Source organism: Streptomyces sp. NBC_00271, from assembly GCF_036178845.1.
GTDB lineage: Bacteria > Actinomycetota > Actinomycetes > Streptomycetales > Streptomycetaceae > Streptomyces.
The window spans coordinates 883720-903687 of the sequence record NZ_CP108070.1; the positions used below are offsets into that span (position 1 = coordinate 883720).

Annotated in this window: 10 protein-coding genes and 3 pseudogenes; 2 read left to right on the forward strand and 11 right to left on the reverse strand. The window is 68.6% G+C overall.

The genetic code is table 11. The features are described 5' to 3' along the window. Positions 1-19: 19 nt before the first annotated feature. The 5 genes and pseudogenes from OG798_RS04500 to OG798_RS04520 all read right to left on the reverse strand — a co-directional run bounded on the left by OG798_RS04500 (position 20) and on the right by OG798_RS04520 (position 8574). Positions 20-1447 (reverse strand): arabinofuranosidase catalytic domain-containing protein, encoded by a 1428-nt coding sequence (locus OG798_RS04500; RefSeq protein ID WP_328756351.1) that lies wholly within the window; start codon positions 1445-1447, stop codon positions 20-22. A 423-nt stretch (positions 1448-1870) separates the two neighbouring features. Next, a pseudogene (locus OG798_RS04505) lies at positions 1871-3343 on the reverse strand (endo-1,4-beta-xylanase); the annotation flags it as partial. Positions 3344-3418: 75 nt separating this feature from the next. After that, a pseudogene (locus OG798_RS04510) lies at positions 3419-4553 on the reverse strand (ricin-type beta-trefoil lectin domain protein). 47 nt (positions 4554-4600) lie between these two features. Beyond that, a complete protein-coding gene (locus OG798_RS04515) occupies positions 4601-7048 on the reverse strand; it encodes an RICIN domain-containing protein (protein WP_121417661.1) in 2448 nt (815 codons plus the stop codon). 110 nt (positions 7049-7158) lie between these two features. Continuing rightward, positions 7159-8574 (reverse strand): arabinofuranosidase catalytic domain-containing protein, encoded by a 1416-nt coding sequence (locus OG798_RS04520; protein WP_267060462.1) that lies wholly within the window; start codon positions 8572-8574, stop codon positions 7159-7161. 1114 nt (positions 8575-9688) lie between these two features. On the opposite strand from OG798_RS04520, the pseudogene OG798_RS56410 reads away from it, so the two are divergent. Both OG798_RS56410 and OG798_RS04525 read left to right on the forward strand, forming a co-directional pair. Continuing rightward, positions 9689-9919: pseudogene (locus OG798_RS56410) on the forward strand (poly(ethylene terephthalate) hydrolase family protein); the annotation flags it as partial. Between the two features lie 337 nt (positions 9920-10256). Continuing rightward, positions 10257-11300, forward strand: coding sequence for a LacI family DNA-binding transcriptional regulator (locus OG798_RS04525; protein ID WP_121417657.1), 1044 nt, complete (start codon positions 10257-10259; stop codon positions 11298-11300). Positions 11301-11420: 120 nt separating this feature from the next. Here the strand turns inward: OG798_RS04525 and OG798_RS04530 are convergent, their stop codons facing one another. From OG798_RS04530 to OG798_RS04555, 6 genes are all read right to left on the reverse strand, one after another. Beyond that, the gene (locus OG798_RS04530; protein ID WP_328756354.1) at positions 11421-13271 is read right to left on the reverse strand and encodes an RICIN domain-containing protein; all 1851 of its coding nucleotides are present in this window, start codon (positions 13269-13271) and stop codon (positions 11421-11423) included. A 71-nt stretch (positions 13272-13342) separates the two neighbouring features. Then, positions 13343-15079: an amylo-alpha-1,6-glucosidase gene (locus OG798_RS04535; RefSeq protein ID WP_267060464.1), complete on the reverse strand. Its 1737-nt coding sequence runs from the start codon at positions 15077-15079 to the stop codon at positions 13343-13345. Between the two features lie 78 nt (positions 15080-15157). Further along, positions 15158-15982, reverse strand: coding sequence for a carbohydrate ABC transporter permease (locus tag OG798_RS04540; protein ID WP_121417651.1), 825 nt, complete (start codon positions 15980-15982; stop codon positions 15158-15160). After that, positions 15979-16962, reverse strand: coding sequence for a carbohydrate ABC transporter permease (locus tag OG798_RS04545; RefSeq protein ID WP_328756355.1), 984 nt, complete (start codon positions 16960-16962; stop codon positions 15979-15981). Before OG798_RS04545 ends, OG798_RS04540 begins: the two co-directional genes overlap by 4 nt. A gap of 10 nt (positions 16963-16972) precedes the next feature. After that, complete coding sequence (locus OG798_RS04550; protein ID WP_267060466.1) at positions 16973-18220, reverse strand: sugar ABC transporter substrate-binding protein; 1248 nt, start codon at positions 18218-18220, stop codon at positions 16973-16975. Between the two features lie 184 nt (positions 18221-18404). Then, positions 18405-19427, reverse strand: a complete 1023-nt coding sequence (locus OG798_RS04555) for a LacI family DNA-binding transcriptional regulator (protein WP_121417648.1) — start codon at positions 19425-19427, stop codon at positions 18405-18407. Between the last annotated feature and the right edge of the window lie 541 nt (positions 19428-19968).

Consider the following 19968-nt stretch of genomic DNA (forward strand, 5'->3'; position numbering starts at 1 on the left):
TTAGGGAGCTGAGGGGAGTTCAGCGGTAGCCGGCGGCGGTGATGTTGGCCTGCACCGCGTTGTCGGTCGCGTCGGAGGGGTAGCCGGCGACCATGGCTCCCTCGTAGAAGGTGCCGGCGCTCAGGTTGGCGCCGCCGTCGGGCTTGCAGCAGTCGCCGCCGCTGCCCAGGACGATGGCCCCTTGCTTCTTCATGGGGCTGTATCCGCCGGGAAGCCCGCCGTCCCACAGGGTGGTCAGGCCTCCGGACTGGGCGTTGGCGCCCTTGAGGGCGAACCTCGTCGTGCCGTCGTTCTTCAGCATCGCGGTGACGAACTTGCTCGTGAACGCCCGCTGGTTGGGGTTCCAGGACTGGCTGCCGCCGGGGTACAGGCCCCATTCGAGATCGGCCTGCATCCAGGGGCCGCTGCCCGAGCAGCCACCGAACCAGCACTGGGTGCCGAAGTTGATCGCGTCCATCGCCCCGGCGGCGTCGGCCTTCCGGGTCGTCTCGCTGTTGCCGTAGTCGAAGCAGCAGCCGCCGTTGACGTGGGTGCCGCTGGTCACCATGTACGCCCCTTCGGGCGCGGCCCCGGTCGGCACGCCGGTCAGGTGGCCGTCGCGCCAGTAGCTGTTCCCGGGGTTGATGTACAGCGAGTAGGCCTTGGTACCCCCCGCGGTCAGCGCTTCGGAGGTCGCCTTCGCGGGACTGCTCTGACTCGATCCCGGGACCTGGGCCGAGCCTTGGTACCACAGGTCGTTGCCGTGTCCGGACTGGTCGCGGACGACCGTGATCACGCACGAGGTGCCCGCGCAGAACTCGTCCTGCGCCGCGGCGTCGGCGAAACCGCCCGACGCCAGGACGCCGATGTCCCTGGTGGCGTTGTCCGAGGCGCGCCTGACCTGATAGAGGGAGCCGTTGTACGAACCGTAGAGCGCCCGCACGGTGCTGTGCGCGGCCACGCACGGCGTACCGCCCGCGGCGTAGATGTCGCACGGGCCCGACCCGCCGGGCGGGGTCGGAGGTGTCGACGCGGTCCACTTCTGGTTGCTCTGGCCGTTGCAGGTCCACAGGATGACCGCGGTGCCGTTGGCCGTGCCCGCCCCGCTCACGTCCAGGCAGAACCCGGAGGCGGCACCGGTGACGGACCCGTCGGAGTTCTGCCGCCACACCTGGGTCGCCCGCCCGTCGCACGGTCGGATGACCACCGGGGCTCCGGGAGCCGTCCGGTTGTCGTAGGCGTCCACGCACCGGGTGCCGTTCATCGTCCTGAGCTCACCCGCCGACGTGAACTCGAACGCCTGGTTGACCTGGTTGTTGCAGTCCCAGATCTCCAGCACCGTGCCCGATGTGTCGACGTTGCCCTTGACGTCCAGGCACCGCCCTGACGCCGAGCTCACCAGGGCTGTCGCGGACGCCGGCGCCGACCAAGTCGGCGCGGACGCCAGCAGGACGGTCAGCAGTGCCATCACGCATGCGGCAGCGGTTGCTGATAAGCGTGGTCCATGAGCGGGTCTCCGGGGCGAAGCGGATGAGGGCTGCATTCTGTTCCTCGAATACGTGGGGGAAAGTGGCAGAGAGCGCCGTGTCTGTCCGAGGGAACCAGCCGGGGCGGTCCGTCGACCGCTCCCGTCAGCGGGTCCGAACGTACTCACAGAGAACACTCAGACATCCCATGTTCCATAGTGATCCCACACCCCTGACACAGTGTCAATGGATGCGTCTCACCGAATCAGAACTCAATCCATCCCATGTTTTGCCTGGTCAGATCGCCATGAGGGCATGCCGGAACCCACGTCCGGCAACGTCCGCCGTGCCGGACGCGGGGTGGGTTCGCGGTACCCAGAAACGGATCGCGGGCAGGAGCGCGCGCTTCGCGCCGGATCACCTCACCTGAAGTTCCAGTGCTGGTTGGCGCCGCCGGTGGAGTCCCAGATCTGGACGGGGGTCCCGTTGGTCGTCTGCCCGCCGGGAATCTCCAGCGCCCGGCCGGAGGCGACGTTGATCAGGGTGTACGAACCGTCGCCGTTCTGGCTCGCCCGCCAGTGCTGGTTCGCACCGCCATTGGCATCCCAGATGGTCATCCGCGTGCCATTGCCGGTCTGGCCACCGGGCTCGTCCAGAACCCGCCCACTGCCGGTGTTCGTCAGCGTGTACGAGCCGTCGCTGTTCTGATTCGCCCGCCACTGCTGGTTCGCGGCCGTACCGTTGGCGTCCCAGACCTGCAACGGCGTGCCGTTCGCCGTCTGCCCGCTCGGTACGTCCAGCACCCGCCCGGCGGCGACATCGCTCAGCGCGTACACCTGGCCCGAGACGATGCCTCCTCCTGGGTTCCCCGTTCCGCCACCGAGCGCGGTCAGCACCGCGTCGTAGGCCGGCTTCTTGCTGCCGTTGCCGCTGAACAGCAGCGGGTTATCGCCCGACCGCCACGAGTCGGTGTCCCTGATCCCCCACACGGTCATGCCGTTGCAGCGGGGCACGTCCATGCACGCCTTCACCGTGTTCGCGTACGCGGTCGGCGACGCCTGCGCGATGTCCAGCTCGGTGATCTGTACGTCGACCCCGAGCGCGGCGAAGTTCGACAGGGTGGTCTGGAAGCTGGCCGGCGGGCCGCCGGTGCCGAAGTGGGACTGGAAACCGACGCAGTCGATGGGCACACCGCGCGCCTTGAAGTCGCGCACCATGTTGTAGACACCCTGCGTCTTGGCGTCGGTCCAGTTCTCGATGTTGTAGTCGTTGTAGCAGAGCTTGGCCGAGGAGTCGGTGGCCCGGGCGGTGCGGAAGGCCTCCTCGATGAAGCCGTTGCCGAGCACGTTCTGGAACACCGAGGAGCGGTGCTGGCCGCTGCCGCCGTCGGCGAAGGCCTCGTTGACCACGTCCCAGGCGTAGATCTTGCCCTTGAAGTGGTTCATCTCGGTGGTGATGTGGTCATTCATCACGGATCGCAGGGTGTTCGCGTCGGTGATCGAGCCGACCCAGCCGGGCAGTTGGGAGTGCCAGACCAGGGTGTGGCCGCGCATCCGCTGCCCGTGCGCGGTGGCGTGGTTGACGATCTGGTCGCCGGAGCCGAAGTTGAAGTTGCCGCGGGACGGTTCGGTGGTGTCCCACTTCATCTCGTTCTCCGGGGTGATCATGTTGAATTCCCGGTCGAGAATCGTGGAATACGTCGAGTCACCGAGCTTCCCGGCGGCCACGGCGGTGCCGAAATAGCGGCCGCTGTCGGCCGCGGCCGCGCCCAGCGTGCCGGAAGCCGCGTGCGCGGCGGGGCTCGCCGGCCCGATCAGGGCCAGTAGCGTGCCGGCTGTCAGACCGGTGGCCAAGGCCAGGGCCTTGCGGAGACGGGGCTCCTCGTTGAGCCAGGACATGAAGGATCATTCTCCTCGGATGGGGGTGGGGGGCCGGTCACGGGACGGTGCCGCGGTGATGCCGGGTCACGCGGCTCAGGACACCGGCAGAGCGGTCCACTGCTGGTTGACGCCGCCGCTGCAGTCCCACAGGACCAGTTGGGTTCCGTCGGCGGTGGACGCGCCCGGGTCGTCGAGGCAGCGGCCGGAGACCGGGTTGCGGTAGCCGCCGTTGTACGCCTGCCATTGCTGGTTGGTGCCGCCGTTGCAGTCCCAGATCTCGATCTTGGTGCCGTTGGCGGTGCCTCGGCCGGTGGCGTCGAGGCACTTGCCGAGCGCCCGCAGGGTGCCGTCGGAGCGCGGACCACTGCTGCGCGTCGGCTCCGTTGCAGGACCAGATCTGCACGGCGGTCCCGTTGGCGCTGCTGCCGCCGTTGACGTCCAGGCACTTCCCCGCGATTGCCGAGCGCACCTCTCCGCCCACGGAGACCGGCGGCTTGATCCAGCCCGCCGCGTCCGCGGCCTGGACCCCGGCGTTGAAGGCGTCCGCCATCTTGCGGAAGCCGCTGTCGTTGGGGTGCAAGGAGTCGGACAGGTCCGCGCTGGTCAGCGCGCTCATGTCCACCAGGCGCACATGCTTGCCGGCGTTCTGCTCGTCCTGGACGATTCCGGGGAGCTTGGCGTTGAACGCGGGCCGGTTGGCCTCCTCGGTGCCGCTCGTCGAGACGATCACGGTGCCGACGAGGACGGTCGGGTCGGGGGCGTCGCGGGTGATCTGGTCGACGAGCGCGCGGAGCCGGTCGGGAGCGGTCGGAATCTGGTAGTTGCCGTTCAGATCGTTCGTGCCGATCTCCAGGGTGACCACGTTCGGCCGGTAGCGGGCCAGCATGGAGTCCGCGATGCCCGCTATCTGGTCGATCCGCCAGCCGGAGTGGCCTTCGTTGTCCGGGTCGGACATGGTGCCGTTGCGGCCCGAGCCGACGAAGTCCACGGTATGCCCCTCGGCCGCCAACTGACTGCCCAGGAAGTCCCGGTAGCTGTTCCCGGACGGGCTGCCGACGCCCCAGGTGATCGAGTCCCCCAGCGGCATCACCCGCAATGCGGCGGGTGCGGCGGCGGACGACGGCGCCTCGGTGCCGGTGCCGGCGGCGGCCGCCGCGGGTAACGCGGCGGCCGCCACACCCAGCGCGGCCGTCAGCGCTGCGGCCAGGGCCGCTGAGTACTTCTTCATCAGTGTTCCTCACTGGTGCGGGACAGTGGGTGGGGTGACCGGACCGGTCAGCGGGGTGTGAAGTCCTGGTTGGTGCCGGGGCTGTTCTTGCAGGGCCACTGGTCGAGCTGCTGGCCGAGGTTGCTGCCGCCGGCGTAGACGTCCAGGCACAGGCCGCTGTTCTGGTTCTGGAACGAGTAGGAGCCGTCGGACTGCTGGATCGGCAGCCACAGAGCGCTGGACGCCGCGCCGGGGGCCTGCTGCACTATGTCGGGCGTGCCGGCGGCCGTGGAGCCGCCCAAAACCGCCACGACCTGCCCGGAGTTCTGCACCTGCAGCTGTCCGTAACCGCCCGAGGCCGGTACGAACTGGAACTGCTGGTTGCTCTGCCCGTTACAGGTCCACTGGTCGATCACGGCGCCGGCGCTGCCGGAGTTGTCGTACACGTCCAGGCACAGGCTGTCGCTGCCGATCACCAGCCGGTGGTAGCCGGTGGGGAAACCGCCACCGCCCGAGGACTGGACGCCTGCCTGCTGGATGACCTGCTTCGCGCCCGTCGGCCAGTTGGTGCCGCTGACCTGGACGTTGCCGGTGAGGACGTTGTTGTGCGGCGGACCGGTGGCCACGTACGTGTTGCCGCCGTTGTACCAGTTGCCGGAGAAGGTGCTGTCGTCGGTGTGGTTGTTCGCGTTGGCGTTGGTGAGCGCCCAGTTGCCGGCGTCCTGCACCACGTTGTTCGACACGGTCAGGTAGCGGGAGCCCTCGTCGAGATACAGCGCGGTGGTGCGGTTGTTTTCGTACATGTAGTTCTCGGAGATCACCGAGCCCGGGTTGGCGGACAGGTTGTAGATGCTGCCGCCGTCGAACATCGCGTTCTTGGTGTCGAAGACCAGGTTGTGGGAGACGGTGTTGTTCTTCAGCGTCGTGGGAGTGCTGTACACGGGCTGGTAGTTGTACGTTCCCCGGTTGACGTAGTCCTGGCTGCCGCCCGGGTCGTTGATGCCCCAGCCCCAGCCGATGTCGATCCCGTCGTAGGGGAGATGGTCGCACTGGTTGTGGGTGATCGTCGCCTTGGTGACGTAGGTGGACAGGATGGCTGCGGTCTCTTTGTAGTCGGTGCCCACTCCGCTGACCCGGTTGTCGCTGATGAGGATGTTCTGGTTGGTCATCTGCGGGTTGCTCGGGTGGTGCGCGTCCGGCTGGATCCCGCCGACCTGGATGCCGCTGCCAGCGATGTCGGTGAACGTGTTGCCGGTGACGGTGACGCCGTCGGCGCCTAGTCCGGTGCCGGAGGCCGTGGCGACGCCGTCGTTCCCCACGCCCAGTCCGGCCTGGCCGAGTTCGGAGAACGTGTCGCCGGAGAACGTGATGTCGGTGGCGGCGGAGACCTGAACGGCCGCGGGCATCTGCGCCCAGTGGTTACGGGCGGCCTCGAACTGCGGACACCCCGACTTGCAGGTGCTCAGCCAGTTGGCGGGCATCGCGTAGGCGCCGGTGATGTACGCGCCGCTCTGCTGGTCCGCGTAGCCGTCGGATCCGCTCGGGCCGAGCCAGGAGGTTCCGGTGAACCGGATCCCGGAGAATCGCAGACCGGTCGCCGGTGAGCCGTAGCTGCCACTGATGCCCAACAGGCTCTGCAGCCGCGGTAGTTCGATGTCGAGGCTGCTCGGGTTCTGCCATTGCTGGGCCCGGTAGTACAGATCGCCGGTGGACGCGTTGAGGTACCACTGTCCTGCCTGCTTCAGGAACGCGTAGTTGTTCTCCAGGTACATCGTCCCGTCGGCGAACGGCGCGTTGATGGTGTCGTAGCCCCAGGAGTTGTTGTTCCACGCGGGCTGCTGCATGGTGATGGTGCTGCCGCTGATCGACTGGACCGGCGCGTAGCGGTCGGTGAAGGAATTGAGGCTCTCGACTTCCATGTGGTTCTGGTCCGACAGACCGGCCAGGTAGTTGAGAGAGGAGTCGGTGATGGTCAGGCCGGTCTGCGTGAAGGTGAAACCGGACCGGGGCACCTGGATCGCCGCCCGCGGCACCTCCTTGCCGTTCACGTACAGCTGACGCGTGTTCACGCCGCTGCCGACGTGGGCCGACCAGATGTTGTTCGACTGATCCTGCACCTGCCAGCCGGTCACCTGCTGGGCGCCGGTGACCACCGGCTGCTGCCCGGACATCGCCTGGTAGCTGATGGTGTGACCGTTCTGGCCGCCGTCGCCGGAGCCGAAGGTCAGCGGCTTGGACAACCGGTAGGTGCCACCGGCCAGGTAGACCACGACGTCCCCGTCGGCCGAGAGCTGGTGCGCGGGCTGCCGCGCCTGGTCGAGGGTGGCGAACGGCTGCTGGGCGGTGCCGTCCCCGCCGGGGGCCGCGCCCGGTGCCACGTACAGGGCGGACGACGCCGCTCGAGGATCGGCCGGTACGGCGATCGCTCCCCCGGCCGTCGCCACGCTCCCGGCGAGCAGAGCGAGCAGACTCAAGGCAACGGCCCAGAGGCCGCGGAACGCTCTTGCTCTGGACATCGTCATCCTCCTGTGGCGACGCGTGTGCCCGGGGATGCCACGCGGCTGTCCACGGTGGCGAGTGCGCCCGTGGCCGACGGTGCGCCGGCCACGGGCTGGAGAGGTTCAGGTCAGCCGAGACGCCATTGCTGGTTCGATCCGCCGTTGCACGGCCAGAGTTCGGCAAGGGCGCCGTTGGCCGTGGAGGCTCCGGTGACATCGAGGCAGAGCCCGGACTGCGTTCCGGTGACGGTGCCGTCGGAGTTCGTCTGCCACTGCTGGTTGGCGCCGCCGTTGCACGGCCAGGTCACCACCTTGGTACCGGTGGAGGTCTGGTTGTTGTACGCGTCCAGGCACATGTGGCTGCCGCCGCTGTAGACGGTCAACTGGTTGGAGGACGTGCGCGTCCAGGTCTGGTTGGCGCCGCCGCTGCAGTCCCAGATCTGCAGCTGGGTGCCGGCCGTGGTGGACGAGTTCGGCACGTCCAGGCACTTGCCCGCGCCCACCGCGTGCAGCGCTCCGGTGCTCGTCCCGCCGGAGGAGTTGCTGTATCCGGCCGCCGTGATGTTGGCCTGGACCGCGTTCTCGGTGGCGTCCGAGGGGTAACCGGAGGTCATCACGCCTTCGTAGAAGGTGCCTTGGGCGCCCTTGCTGTTGTCGCCGCCGATGCCCAGGATGATGGCACCCTGCTTCCGCATCGGGTTGTAGCCCGAGACGTTGGGGCGAGGCCCGTCGTAGAAGGTGGACAGTCCGCCGGACTGCGCGTTACCGCCACGGATCCCCCAGTGGTTCGGGCCGCCCTTGATGATGGCGGTCGTATACCGGTAGTTGATGGTCGGGTCGTTCGCGTTGTAGCGCTGGTTCACGCCGGAGAACAGACCGTTCTCCAGGTCGGCCATGATCCACGGGCCGTTGCCGCTGCCGTAGCCCCAGACCTTGATGTTGCCGAAGTAGATGGCCTCCATGGTGCCGTTGCCGTCGTCGTTGCTGTCCGTCTCGGCGTTGCCGTAGTCGAAGCAGCAGCCGCCGTTGTAGTGCGTGCCGTCGAAGATCGCGTACATGCCCTCGGGGTTGTCCCCGGTCGCGATGCCGTTGGTGTGGTTGTTGCGGTACCCCGTGCCGGGCGCCACGAAGACGCCGTAGGCCTTGTGACCACCCACCATGGTGGGCGCGGCGATCGCGTTCGCGAGGTTGTCGGGGCCTCCCGCGGCACCGCCCCCGGGCGCCTGGGTGAGGTTGTTGCTGCGGCCCGACTGGTCGTAGATGATCGTGATCAGGCAGGTCGTCCCCGAGCAGAACGAGTCCTGCGCGGCGGCGTCGGCATACCCGCCCGCGCCCAGCAGGCCGATGTCCCGGGTGGCGTTGTCCGAGGCCCGCCGGACCTGGTAGAGCGGCCCGTTGTACGAGGCGTACAGGGCTCGGGTCGTGCTGTGCGCCGCCACGCAGGGCGTACCGCCTGCCGCGTAGAGGTCGCACGGCCCGGACGTGGCGGCCCGCGCTGTGCCGGCCGTGGCCGTGGCGCCGACCAGCGCACCGGCGACGAGCACGGCCGCGGCCCCTGCCCGGGCGAACCTTTTCGGCCCGGAACGGGACAAGTGCGCCGTCGGTCGGACGCGTTCCCGGTCCGGCACATGTTCCGGCCGGCCACGCCGCCGTACCGCGGCGAGCAACCACGGGACGCCACCGCGCCTTGAGAGCGAGCGGCGTCTCGCACGTGTGGTTCCCATCTCGTCTCCCTACCGTGCCGGCTGACCCCAGTCGGGGTGTGTGGGTGGCGCTAGTGATCCGGAAGCGCTTGCGTGCCGCTTTTGCCGTGGGATTGCAGAGAGGTTTCGGGGGGAGACGGTGCTCCCGATCCCACAGGGCTGTCAAGGGGGCGGAGTCTCCTGCTCCGAACCTTGTCGCGGAATCGATTCGATGGCTGATTCCTACGGATCGGAACGGATCGGCGCGCCCGAGCGGGTCCGACACGGTGGCAGTCAGGTGGCGGCACGACCTCCCGATGCGCAAGAGCGGCCCGTCGCTCATGTGTGCCCTACGGTCCAGCCCGGATCACCGGGATGACCTCACATCCTTCCATTGAACAGGTACGTAGCCGCGAAACCCAGGGGACGAGCGGCCAGGTCGCAGACACTGGCCGAAGCTGTGCGGCTTCGATCCGGGCGGCGGCACCGCATTCGCCTAGCGCACATTATTGACCCCGCACTCCGCCAGCCGTACCTTCTCGTCGAAGCGCTTGCACGGAATCGATTCGCTCCTTGCCTCTCGGTAGTACGTGAGAAGCGGAACGCGTGACGGTTCCCGGCAGCCCGACGCCGATACCCGCGGACTCATGGCACTCGGGCATCCTGCGTCCGCCCGAGGCCCGCCCACGGCGCGCACGCCTCCCTCCCGGTCGCCGAAGCCAGTGCCGCCACCAGGAGCGATCGGTCGTACTCCCGATCCATCAGCCCCGACAGCCTCACAACCATGAAGATCCACAAGGAGGTTACCGATGCCGGCAGGCGCACTGCCACGGCGAGGGTCCGAGGGCTCTTCGCCCGGCCGGACGCGGCCCGGCTTACGGGCACAGCCCGGCAGGACGGTCGCGGCCCGGCAGGACGGTCGGCGCCGTGATCGTGGCCATCGCCGGGCTGATCGCTTCGATGCTCGCTCGCGGTCATCGGCCACTCGATGGGCGGCGGCGTCATCAGCGCCTCCGAACGACGGCCGTCACTGAAAGCCGCCATCGCCCTCGCGCCCTACTCCCCCTCACAGAACCCGACGACCGACCGGGTACCCACCATGGTCATCGGCGGACAGAACGACACCGTGGTCACACCCTCCCACCTCGACAGCCTGGACGTCTCCATGCCGGCGGCCACGCAGAGCGCCTTCCTCCAGATCGCCGGAGCCGACCAGGTCTACTACACCCAGTTCCTCTGCCCGACCCTGGCCGATCCCGTCGGCATCTCGATCTATCACGGCAAGTTCCCGTACGTACCACCGACCACGACACCGCCCGGGGACGCGGGTGCGCTGCGTGCGGTGGATGCGGGCAAGTGTCTGGACGTGACCGGCGCCGCCACCGCCGACGGCAGCCCCGGGGCGCTTCCGCCGGTGCCCTGCCCTCCCCCGAATCCGCCCACTTCGGCGCCGCCGGGCGGGTCCGTGAACAGCCCCTGCCCCAGGAGCGAAACATTTCGCGCGAGGTACTCTTGCGGCCTGTGGGTGAGTTCTTGGGAGCTGCATGAACATCGGGGAGATCGCACGGCGCGCGGGCGTGTCACGGAGCACGGTGTCGTACGCGCTCAGCGGCAAGCGACCCGTCGCGGCCGGCACCCGCAGGCGTATCCAGGACGTGATCGACGAGTTGGGTTATCGGCCCAACGCAGCCGCGAGGGCCCTCAAGGAGGGGCGGACCCGGACGATCGGTCTGGTCATCCCGCCCGCCGGCAACCGGCTCACGCACATGCAACTGGACTTCGTCGCCAGCGTGGTCGACGCCGCCGCCCGGGTGGACCTGGACGTGCTGCTGTCCCCTTCCGGCGGGGATCACGACCGTTCCTTCGAGCGGTTGGTCTCGGAGAGCCGCGTGGACGGTGTGATTCTCATGGAGATCCGTCTGGACGACCCTCGTGTCGGTCGCCTGCAGGACGCCGGGCTGCCCTTCGTCGGCATCGGGCACACGGCCGGCGACCAGCAGATGTCCTGGATCGACGTCGACTACGCCGGCCTGATCCAGCACAGCGTGCGGCACCTCGCCGATCTGGGGCACCGCCGGGTGGCTCTGGTCACCCGGTCCCCGGACCTCATCGCGGCGGGTTACGGCCCCGCCCGCAGGGCCAGGGAGGGTTTCGAGAAGGCCCTGGCGGAACGCGGCATCGACGGCATCGAAGTGCCGTGTGGGGACGACGCCCGTTCCGGCCAGGAGTGCATCACGGAGCTTCTGCACAGTCATCCGGACCTCACCGCTGTCACCACCATCAACGAGGCCGCCCTGCCCGGCATCCAGCGGGCACTGGCGGACTCCGGTCTCGAAGTGCCGTACGACTTCTCCATCACCGGAGTGGCGGCCAAGACCTGGGCCGAGGACTTCCGTCCGCCGCTCACTGCGGCGGACGTACCCGCACTGGAGATGGGCGAGAAGGCCGTTTCCCTGCTCGTGGAACGCGTCGCCGCGCCGCACACCCCGCCTCGGCACATCCTGCTGGCACCCTCGATCTCGCTGCGCTCCAGCACAGCTGCCGCTCCCACCGGCCGGCAGACGCGGGTCAACGGCGCGGCGCGCTGAGCCGAGGGGGTACGGCAGCCGCATCAGGGACCGCCCGCGGCATGCGGCGAGACACGCGACCGTCCAGCAGTGCTACCGGACGGCCGCGCGACCCAGGGGACATTCCGGAGGTGCCGGCTGTCAGTCCTTGCCGAGGAGGCGCCAGATCTGGTTCTTCTTGGTGCTCAGGTCGCTCGCGGGGTCACAGGTCCACTGGTGGATCCGGGCACCGGGAGCGGTGGAGATGTTGCTGACGTCGACACACTTGCCGCTGTGGACGGCGACCAGCTGGTAGTCCTTGCTGCTGCCCAGTGCCGTGACCGGGTTGAGCGTGAACTGCTGGTTGGTGGCACCACTGCAGGTGTACTGGATGACGGCGGCGCCGTCGGCCGTGGAAGCGCCCGAGATGTCCAGGCACTTACCGCTGTACTCGTTGACCACGCTGTAGGTGTTCGCCCGGCCGGCGACCGGCTTGAAGTCCAGCATCTGCTGGTAGCCGCCCTCGCAGTAGTACTGCTGGTACTGCGTGGAGTCGGCGTTGCTGAGGTTGGTGTCGTCCAGGCACTGGCCGCTGTTCCCGCTGACGGCGACCGTGGACACGGTCGTGTTGGACGGTGGCAGCAGCGTGACGGTGTAGCCGTCGGCGGCGTCCGTCCACGGCACGCTCACCGAAGCCGAGTTGTTGCTCACCGTCAGGGTCTGGTCGGAGACCGTCACCGGACCCGTCACCGCGCCACCGCCGTTGTTCGGTATGCGCTGGACTATCGCGCGCACCCGGCTGTTCTCCACCACCGACGTGGTGTCGAGGCGGTTGAGGCTGACGGTGACGTTGCCGGTGTTGCCGTTGCTGCCCAGCAGGATCTTCGCGTTGCGCGCGGAGTTGTCCTTCGTCGCCACCCCGTCGGTGTTTGTACCGGGCGTGAGGTTCACGATGTTTCCGGTCTGAGAGCCGTAGTACCGGTACAGGAACCACTCGCCCAGCGGCAGATACTGACTGCCGGTCTTGGTGAGCAGGTTCGCCTCGAAGTCGTGCAGGTTGGCTCCCCACGCCCAGTTGGCGCGCAGGCCGTCCGCTCCGGCGCGCTCCAGACGGGAGATGTACCAGCCGCCGCGGCCGGGGTTCTGCTCGGTGTTGGCGGCGTACTCGTTGACCTGGAAGGGACGGCTCGTCGTCATCGACCGGGCCGACAGCAGGGACTTGAGGGAGTTGCTGTGGGCGACCGGGTCTCCGGGGAGGTCGTGCCAGCTGTAGATGTTCGGCTCGACGTTGTTCGCCTTCACGTAGTCGAGGTACGTGGTCCACCAGCCGTTGTCCACCGTGGGGTGGCCGCAGGTGCTCGCACCGACGACGACGGCGCCGGGGATGGCGGCCCGGATCTTCTGGTAAGCGCGCTTCCACATCTCCAGGTACTGGGGCATGCCAGAACCCCAGAACCCGGGGCAGTCGGGCTCGTTCCAGATGTCCCACTCGATGTCGGTCATGCCGGCCGCCTTCACGTCGGAGAGCAGACGGTCGTAGAAGGCGCCGAAGCGGGACCAGTCGCCGTTGTCACCGGGGAAGGTAGGGGCGGTGGTGCCGTCGGCGCCCCAGATGTCGTGCGGCAGGATGACGAAGGTGCCGCCCAGCGTCTTGGTGCGCTTGTACTGGGCCAGGGTGGAGTTCCACCGGCGGTCGTACTTGCCGGCGACCCAGCCTCCCGGGCTGTCCAGCTGGGCGCCGCCGGCCCGCTCCAACTTCCACTTGATGTCCTTGTAGAAGTGGTCCTGGGGCAGCGAGCCGTCCTCGGTCATCCCGTAAAGGGTGCCCGAGGCGTGGTACGTGGGGGCGCCCCCGGCGGCGGAGAAGTCGACGGCGACGGTGGTGTCGGCGGCCTGGGACGGGGCGGCGGGCACCAGGTTCGCGGCCAGGGCGGCCAGCAGGACGGCGACGGTCGAGACCGCTCGTCGTCCGGTGCGGGTTGTTGGTCTGGGAAATGTGGTGGGTAACGTCATTGTCGCTCCTATGGGGGGAGAGCTGAAGGTGACCGGGGCCCGATCGGTCCCGGGGCTTGGGGGAGTCCCGCTCAGCGGCTCTCTCGGTGGGCGTGGGCTTCGGCCAGCAGGAGGTAGCTGCTGGCGGTCCAGGTGTAGGCGCGGTCGCGCAGGCCCGTTCCGGTGAGGGCGTCGAAGTTCTCGGCGAACCCGTGGGTTTCGCACAGGGCGCGGAAACGGGCGCTGACGTCGTCGGCCAATCGGTGGTGGCCGGCGCGGCGCAGGCCGTCCTCGACCAGCACGGTGGCGGGGGCCCAGATCGGGCCGCGCCAGTAGCCGTCGGCGAGGTAGTGCGGCGAGGTGGTCAGTTCGGTGGCCAGGCCGTACGGGGTGAGATGGGCCTTGATGTGGTCGGCCAGCACGCTGCTGATCTCACCGGGCAGGTGCTCGCCCAGCACGATGGGCATCAGGTCGAGAAGGCTGGCGCTGCTCCACGTGTCCCCGGTGGCGGCTCCTCGGGCGACGAACCGTTCGCCGGTCCAGAGCTGGTCGAGCAGCGCCCTCTGGGTCTCCTCTGCTGCGGCCGCCCACCGGCGCGTCGCGTCCGTCTTTCCCAACTCCTCTGCCAGAGCGGCGAGTTCGCGCAGTTGGAGGACGAGGAAGGCGGCCAGGTCGGCCGTGACGACCACCCGCTCGGGGTCGAAGGTGGTGGCGTTGTCCCAGCCGCTGTCGTTGCCGTGCTGGTAGTAGGGCAGTTCGGAGCCAGGGGCTCGTCGAGCAGTGAGCCAGAAGGTGGTCCAACCCTCCAAACGGTCGTACGCCTCGGCCAGTTCGGTCTGGTCGAGAGATGTCGGCAGTCGGCGGCGCAGCTGGCCGAGGACCCAGCCGTGGATGGGCGGCTTGACGAAGTTGTAGAGGACCTCGGAGTGGGTGACCGAGTCGGGCAGGGCGCCGCTTTCGTCCTGGTGGTCGAAGGGCAGATGGTACTGGTCCATGGCGAGTTCGGGGCAACCCGGCGCCAGGGCAAGGGCGTTGAAGCAGTGGTCCCAGCTCCAGACCTTGTCCATCCAGTGCTTGGACATCAGCACGGCGGGCCGGGTGACCAGGCCCGTCGGCCGTACGGTCGCCGACCAGAGGACGTAGGCGGCGAGTTCGGCGGCAGGGGTGTCGGACGAGCGCCAGGGGGCCACCGCGTCGGCGAAGTCCGCGAACGCGCCCTGTGCAGACCTCGCGACGTCGTCGAAGGTCGCCGAGGACGCGTACGGCGCGCGGGAGGTGTCGAGTTCCTCGATCGCTATCTCCCAGGCTCCGCCCGCCTGCGCGGTCACGGTGAGACCGCGGTCGCCGCTGCCCAGGACCTGGGCTCCGGCCGTGTCGGCGATGGTGCCGGACAGCACGGTGACGCGGTAACGGCGTCCGGTCTCGTACGACGTGAACACGTGCGCGTCCGCCGCCGGGTCGTGGAAGAAGTACGTGCCGCTGAACGGGGTCAGAGCGTGCGCGGCGGCGAGGACACCGACGCCCAGGCTGCTCCCCCGCAGGCGCACGGTGTCCGGGGACTCGTAGGCGAGGTCGACGTGCCCGCTCTCGCCGATCCAACTGAGCAGGCCAGGTTTCGCCTCCACACGGGTGGCGGCCCGGTCGCCGGTGGCCGGGTCCACAGGGATCAGGCTCAGGACTGCGTGCATGCCGTTCTGGTGCGAGACGAGGTGGAGGTCCTCGGCGTACGTCTTCTCCGCCACCACGGGCGAGATGTCGAACCAGGACCCGTAGGTGCTGAAGGGGATGTCGTGGACGGAGAAGGCCGGGCCGGACGGGGCGGCGGTCATGGTGGCGTGACTCGTTTCTGAAGCAGGGGGCAGCAGACGACCGACAACTGGTGGGTCGTTGTGGCGGGTTGGGACGGCTCAGTCCTTGACGGCTCCGGCGGTCACGCCTGCGGCGACGTAGCGCTGGGCGAGGACGAGGATCACCGCGGCGGGCAGCGAGGCGACGACGGCGGTGGCCATGATGGCGTTCCACTGTTGGTTGTTGTTGCCGATGTAGTGGTAGATGCCGAGGGTGATCGGCTCGTGCGCGCCGCCGTTGGCGAGGGTGCTGGCGAAGACGAAGTCGGACCAGGACCACAGGAACGCGAACAGCGACACCGTGACGATGGAGTTGCGGCTCATCGGCAGCACGATCGACCAGAAGGTACGCACGGGCCCGGCGCCGTCCGTCTTCGCGGCCTGGAGCAGTTCGCCGGGGATTCCGGACATGAACGCGGTGAAGATCAGCACGGCGAACGGCACGGCCAGCGTGGAATCCGCGACGATCAGGCCGGGCACCGACTGGAGCAGGCCGAGGCTGAGGTAGATGGCGTAGAAGCCCATCGCCATGATGATGCCGGGGATCATCTGGGCGACCAGGAAGAGGAAGCTGAGCACTCCGCCGCCGCGTGGGCGGAGTTTGGCCAGGGCGTAGCCCGCTGGTGCGGCCAGGGCAACCGTCAGTACGACCGTGCCCAGACCGATGACGAGACTGGTGCCGAGGTAGGGCAATTGCTGGTCCAGCACTGCACGGTAGCCCTCCAGGGTGCCGTGCAGGGGAATCAGGTCCGGCGGGCTCTTGCGCATGTCCTGGTCGCGGGTGAAGGACACGTTGATCATCCAGTAGACCGGGAAGAGCATGGCTGCCGTCAGCAGCAGACCGATGGCCGTCTTCCACCATGTGCGGCTGATGCGTCGGTTCATGACAGCGCCTGCTTTCGCTGGACTCTCAGGTACACCAGACCGAAGACGAGTGCCGCGACGACGAGCAGGTTGCCGACGGCGGCGCCGGGGCCGAAGGCCGGCAGGAGGTTGCCGAAGCCGAGCTGGTAGGACCAGGTGGCGAAGGTGGTGGAGGAGTCGGCCGGGCCGCCCTTGGTCATGATCCAGATGATGTCGAAGACCTTGAGTGTGTAGACCAGCCCCAGGAGCAGGGTGATCGCGGACACCGGGCGCAGCAGCGGGAAGGTGATGCTCCAGAAGCGGCGCCAGGCGCCCGCCCCGTCAAGGGCGGCGGCCTCGTACAGGCCGGTGGGGATGGACTGCAGGCCGCTGTAGAGCACGACCAGGTTGAACGGGACGCCGATCCAGATGTTCGCGATGATCAACGAGGTCAGCGACCAGGTCGGCGAGGTCAGCCAGTTCACGGAGTCGATGCCGACGGCGTGCAGGGCGGCGTTGACGACGCCGGAGTCGGTGTTGAGCATCCACGACCAGGTGGAGGCGGAGACGATCAGCGGCAGCAGCCACGGTACGAGGAACAGGGCTCGCAGGGTCGCCGAGAGCCGGAAGTGCTGGTGGAAGAAGACCGCGAGGGCCAGCCCGATGGCGTACTGGAAAACCAGACATACGGCGGTGAACACCGCGGTGTGCAGCAGGGCCGGGGGGAAGGTCGGGTCGTCGAAGACCTTCCGGTAGTTGTCCAGGCCGGTGAACGGGGCGTTGCCCTGGACGAAGGAGCGGACGGTGTAGTTGCGCAGGCTCAGGTCGAGGTTGCGGTAGAGCGGATAGGCGTAGAAGAGGGCGAGGTAGAGGGTCACCGGGGCGAGGAATCCCCAGGCGGCCCACTGCGTGGAGGTGGGCCGACGGCGTTTCCTGCGGCGGGCCGGGGGCGGGGCGGCGGTGGCCGCCCCGTTCCGGACGTCCGCGGGCCCGTGGTCCGGCGGATGGGTCGTCTGCTTCATCGGGCTCACGTCACTTGGCCGCGGTCTGAGCCGAGGAAAGCGCGTCCTTGGGCGACTTGGAACCGCTCAGGGCGGACTGGACGGCCTTCCACATCTGCTCGGAGATCTTGGGGTACTTGGTGCCCAGGTCGTCACTGGTGCGGCCCTTGGCCGCCTTGACCGCCGCTACCCACGGCTTCAGCTCGGCGTTCGCGGCCACCTGCTTGTCCTGGACCTCACTGGTGGGGGCCACGTAGGACAGGGTGGTGTCGGTGTCGTTGAGGTTGTCGGTGCTGGTCAGACAGGTCGCCAGCTTCTGGGAGGTGGCGTAGCGGCCGGTGTCCTGCTGGACCGGGATGGTCATGAACTCGCCGCCGGTCGGGGCCGAGGCGTTGCCTCCGTCGGCGCCGGGAATGGGCAGCACCCCGTAGTCGAGGCCGGCCTTCTTGGCGTTGCCCAGCTGCCAGGTGCCGTTCTCGCTGAACGCGTAGTCGCCGGTGGCGAACTCCTGCCAGCTGGTGGTCTGGGTGTTGTTGAGCACCGAGTTGGGGGCGTAGCCGCTCTTCAGCCAGTCCTTCCACAGGGTCAGCGCGGACACGGCCTGGGCGGAGTCCAGTTCGGTCAGCTTGGCGCCCGATCCCCAGAACCAGGGCAGGAACTGGAAGCTGCCCTCCTCCGTGCCGATCGCCGAGAAGGTGATGCCGTTCTTGCCCGCCTTCTTGACCTTCTCCAGTGCCGCCGTCAGCGACTTCCAGTCCTTGACCGAGGTGATGTCGACCCCGGCCTGCTTCAGGACCTTCTTGTTGTAGTAGAGGGCGAGGGTGTTGGCGCCGATGGGCGTGCCGTAGGTCTTGCCGCCCGACTGGCCGGCCGCGAGCAGGTTGGGGTCGGCCTTCGAGGTGTCCAGTTTGTTGTCGTCGGTCGTGGTGAGCACGCCCGCCTCGGCCAGGGTCGACACCACCGGGTTGTCGACGATGAGGACGTCCGGCGAGTTGCCCTGCTGCGCCGCCAGCAGCGTCTTGTTGCCCAGGTCGCTGGTGTCGAAGGCGGTCCGCTTGACCTTCACGCCGGCCTTGGTGCCGCACTGGTCCAGCAGCTTCGCCCAGTCCGAGGTCTTGTCGAACTGCGGGTAGGGGTCCCAGATCGTGTACGTGCCGCCGCCGGCGCCCTTGGTGTCTGTACTGCCCGAACCGGAGGAGCAGGCGGTGGCGGTGACGGCCACGGCGAGCGCGGTCACGGCCGCGGCGGTCAGACGGCGCTGTCTGGAGGAGGTGTTCATGGCGAGGGTTCCTTTGTTTTGGGCATGCGGGTGCCGAGGCACGGGGTGATGAGGAGAGACGGCACGGCGAACGGCACGGTCGGGCGTTCCCGTACCCGGTGAAGTGTGGACGTCCACGTGAGGTGTGAGGGCTTGCGTGACGTGAGGAGGTCTACGTGGTGTGAGGAGGTTCGGGCGGGTGCGGTCAGGGCGACGTACCGGTTCCGGCGGGCCCGGTGCTGGCCCGCAGCGAGATCGGCGGCGCGAGCAGATGATGCCGGGGCGGGGCGTCGGGATGGTCGAGCCGCTCCACCAGCAGGTCGACGGCGCGCCGGCCCATCTCCTCCGCCGGTACGTCGGCCGCGGTGAGCTGCGGAGTCACCGTCTCGGCCCAGCGGCCGGCGACGACCCCGGTGACGGAGAAGTCGCGCGGCACATGGCGGCCGGCCTGGGCGAGGCCGCGGTACAGGCCGCCCAGAGCGGCCTCGTTCAGGGTGACGAGGGCGGTGGTGTCCGGGTCGTCGTGCAGGATCTGTTGCAGACAGGCCGCGCCCGAGGCCGCGTCGTCCCCGCAGCAGTACGTCCGCACCGTCAGCCCCCGCTCGGCGGCGGCTTTCGTGAAGCCGTCCAGACCCCGGTGCGCGGACTCGTACCCGGCCTGCCGCAGCTGCTCGGGCCGGTTGACGAAGGCGACCCGGCGGTGGCCGAGGTCCGCCAGGTGGTGGACGCACGCCGCCGCCAGCGCGGTGTGGTCCAGGCCCACCCACCAGTCGCCCTCCGGATGAGCGGTACGTCCGATGGCGACCGAGGGAAAGCCCAGGGCGGCCAGGTGATCGACCCGGTCGTCCTCCAGCCTGATCTCCATGAGGATCGCCCCGTCGACCCGCCGCTCCCCCAGCATCCGCTGGAACGAACGGTCGCTGTCCACACCGCTCGGAGACAGCAGCACGTCGTAGTCGTAGGCCGCCGCGGCCTCCACCACGCTGCCGATGAAGTCCAGCTGCATCCCGGTGTAGTGGTTGCCGGCCGGCGGGAAGACCAGGCCGATGGTGCTGGTTCGGCCGTTGGCCAGGGCGCGGGCGCTGGCATTGGGCCGGTAGCCCAGCTCGTCGATGACCTCCTGGATCTTCCGGCGGGTGTCGTCCGACACCGGGCGCTTGCCGCTCAGCGCGTAGGACACGGTGCTGCGCGAGACACCGGCCCGGCGGGCGATCTCACCGATGTTCACAGCAACTCCTAGCTCGAACCGATTCGACTCTCCGCGAGAGGAGAGCACTCACCGTTCATACGGGGGGCGAGACGGACGAGGAACGAGGGCCGGTTGTCGAACCGGTTCGCGTGAAGTGAAAGTAGGGACTGCCACCAGGCCTGTCAACGGCTTTGACCGTCTTTTCCCGTCCGGAAAAAGACCCGGGAGAACCTTGCGCAGGAGGCATTGCCGGTTCGCCTGCCCGGTGCTACCTTATCGAACCGGTTCGATGAAGTGGTCCTTCCGGCAACCGTGAGACGACGCCGTGCTTGATTCGGCCCGTCCGATGGGCAGCGCACACCCGAGGCTGGGGAGGTGTCAGAAGCTGGGCGTTTCCACTGGAGCACGGCAGGGCGCGACAGACAGCTCGGCGACGCTTCAAGCCGATCGGGATGTGCGGGTCACGCTCCCCAGCCGCCCTCCGTCGTGTGGGCCTCCATCCGCAGCCTGGAGGTCTACGACCGGCCCTTCACCGCGGACCTGAGCGCCTTCAGGCTCGTCAAACAAGGCAGCGGCGAGA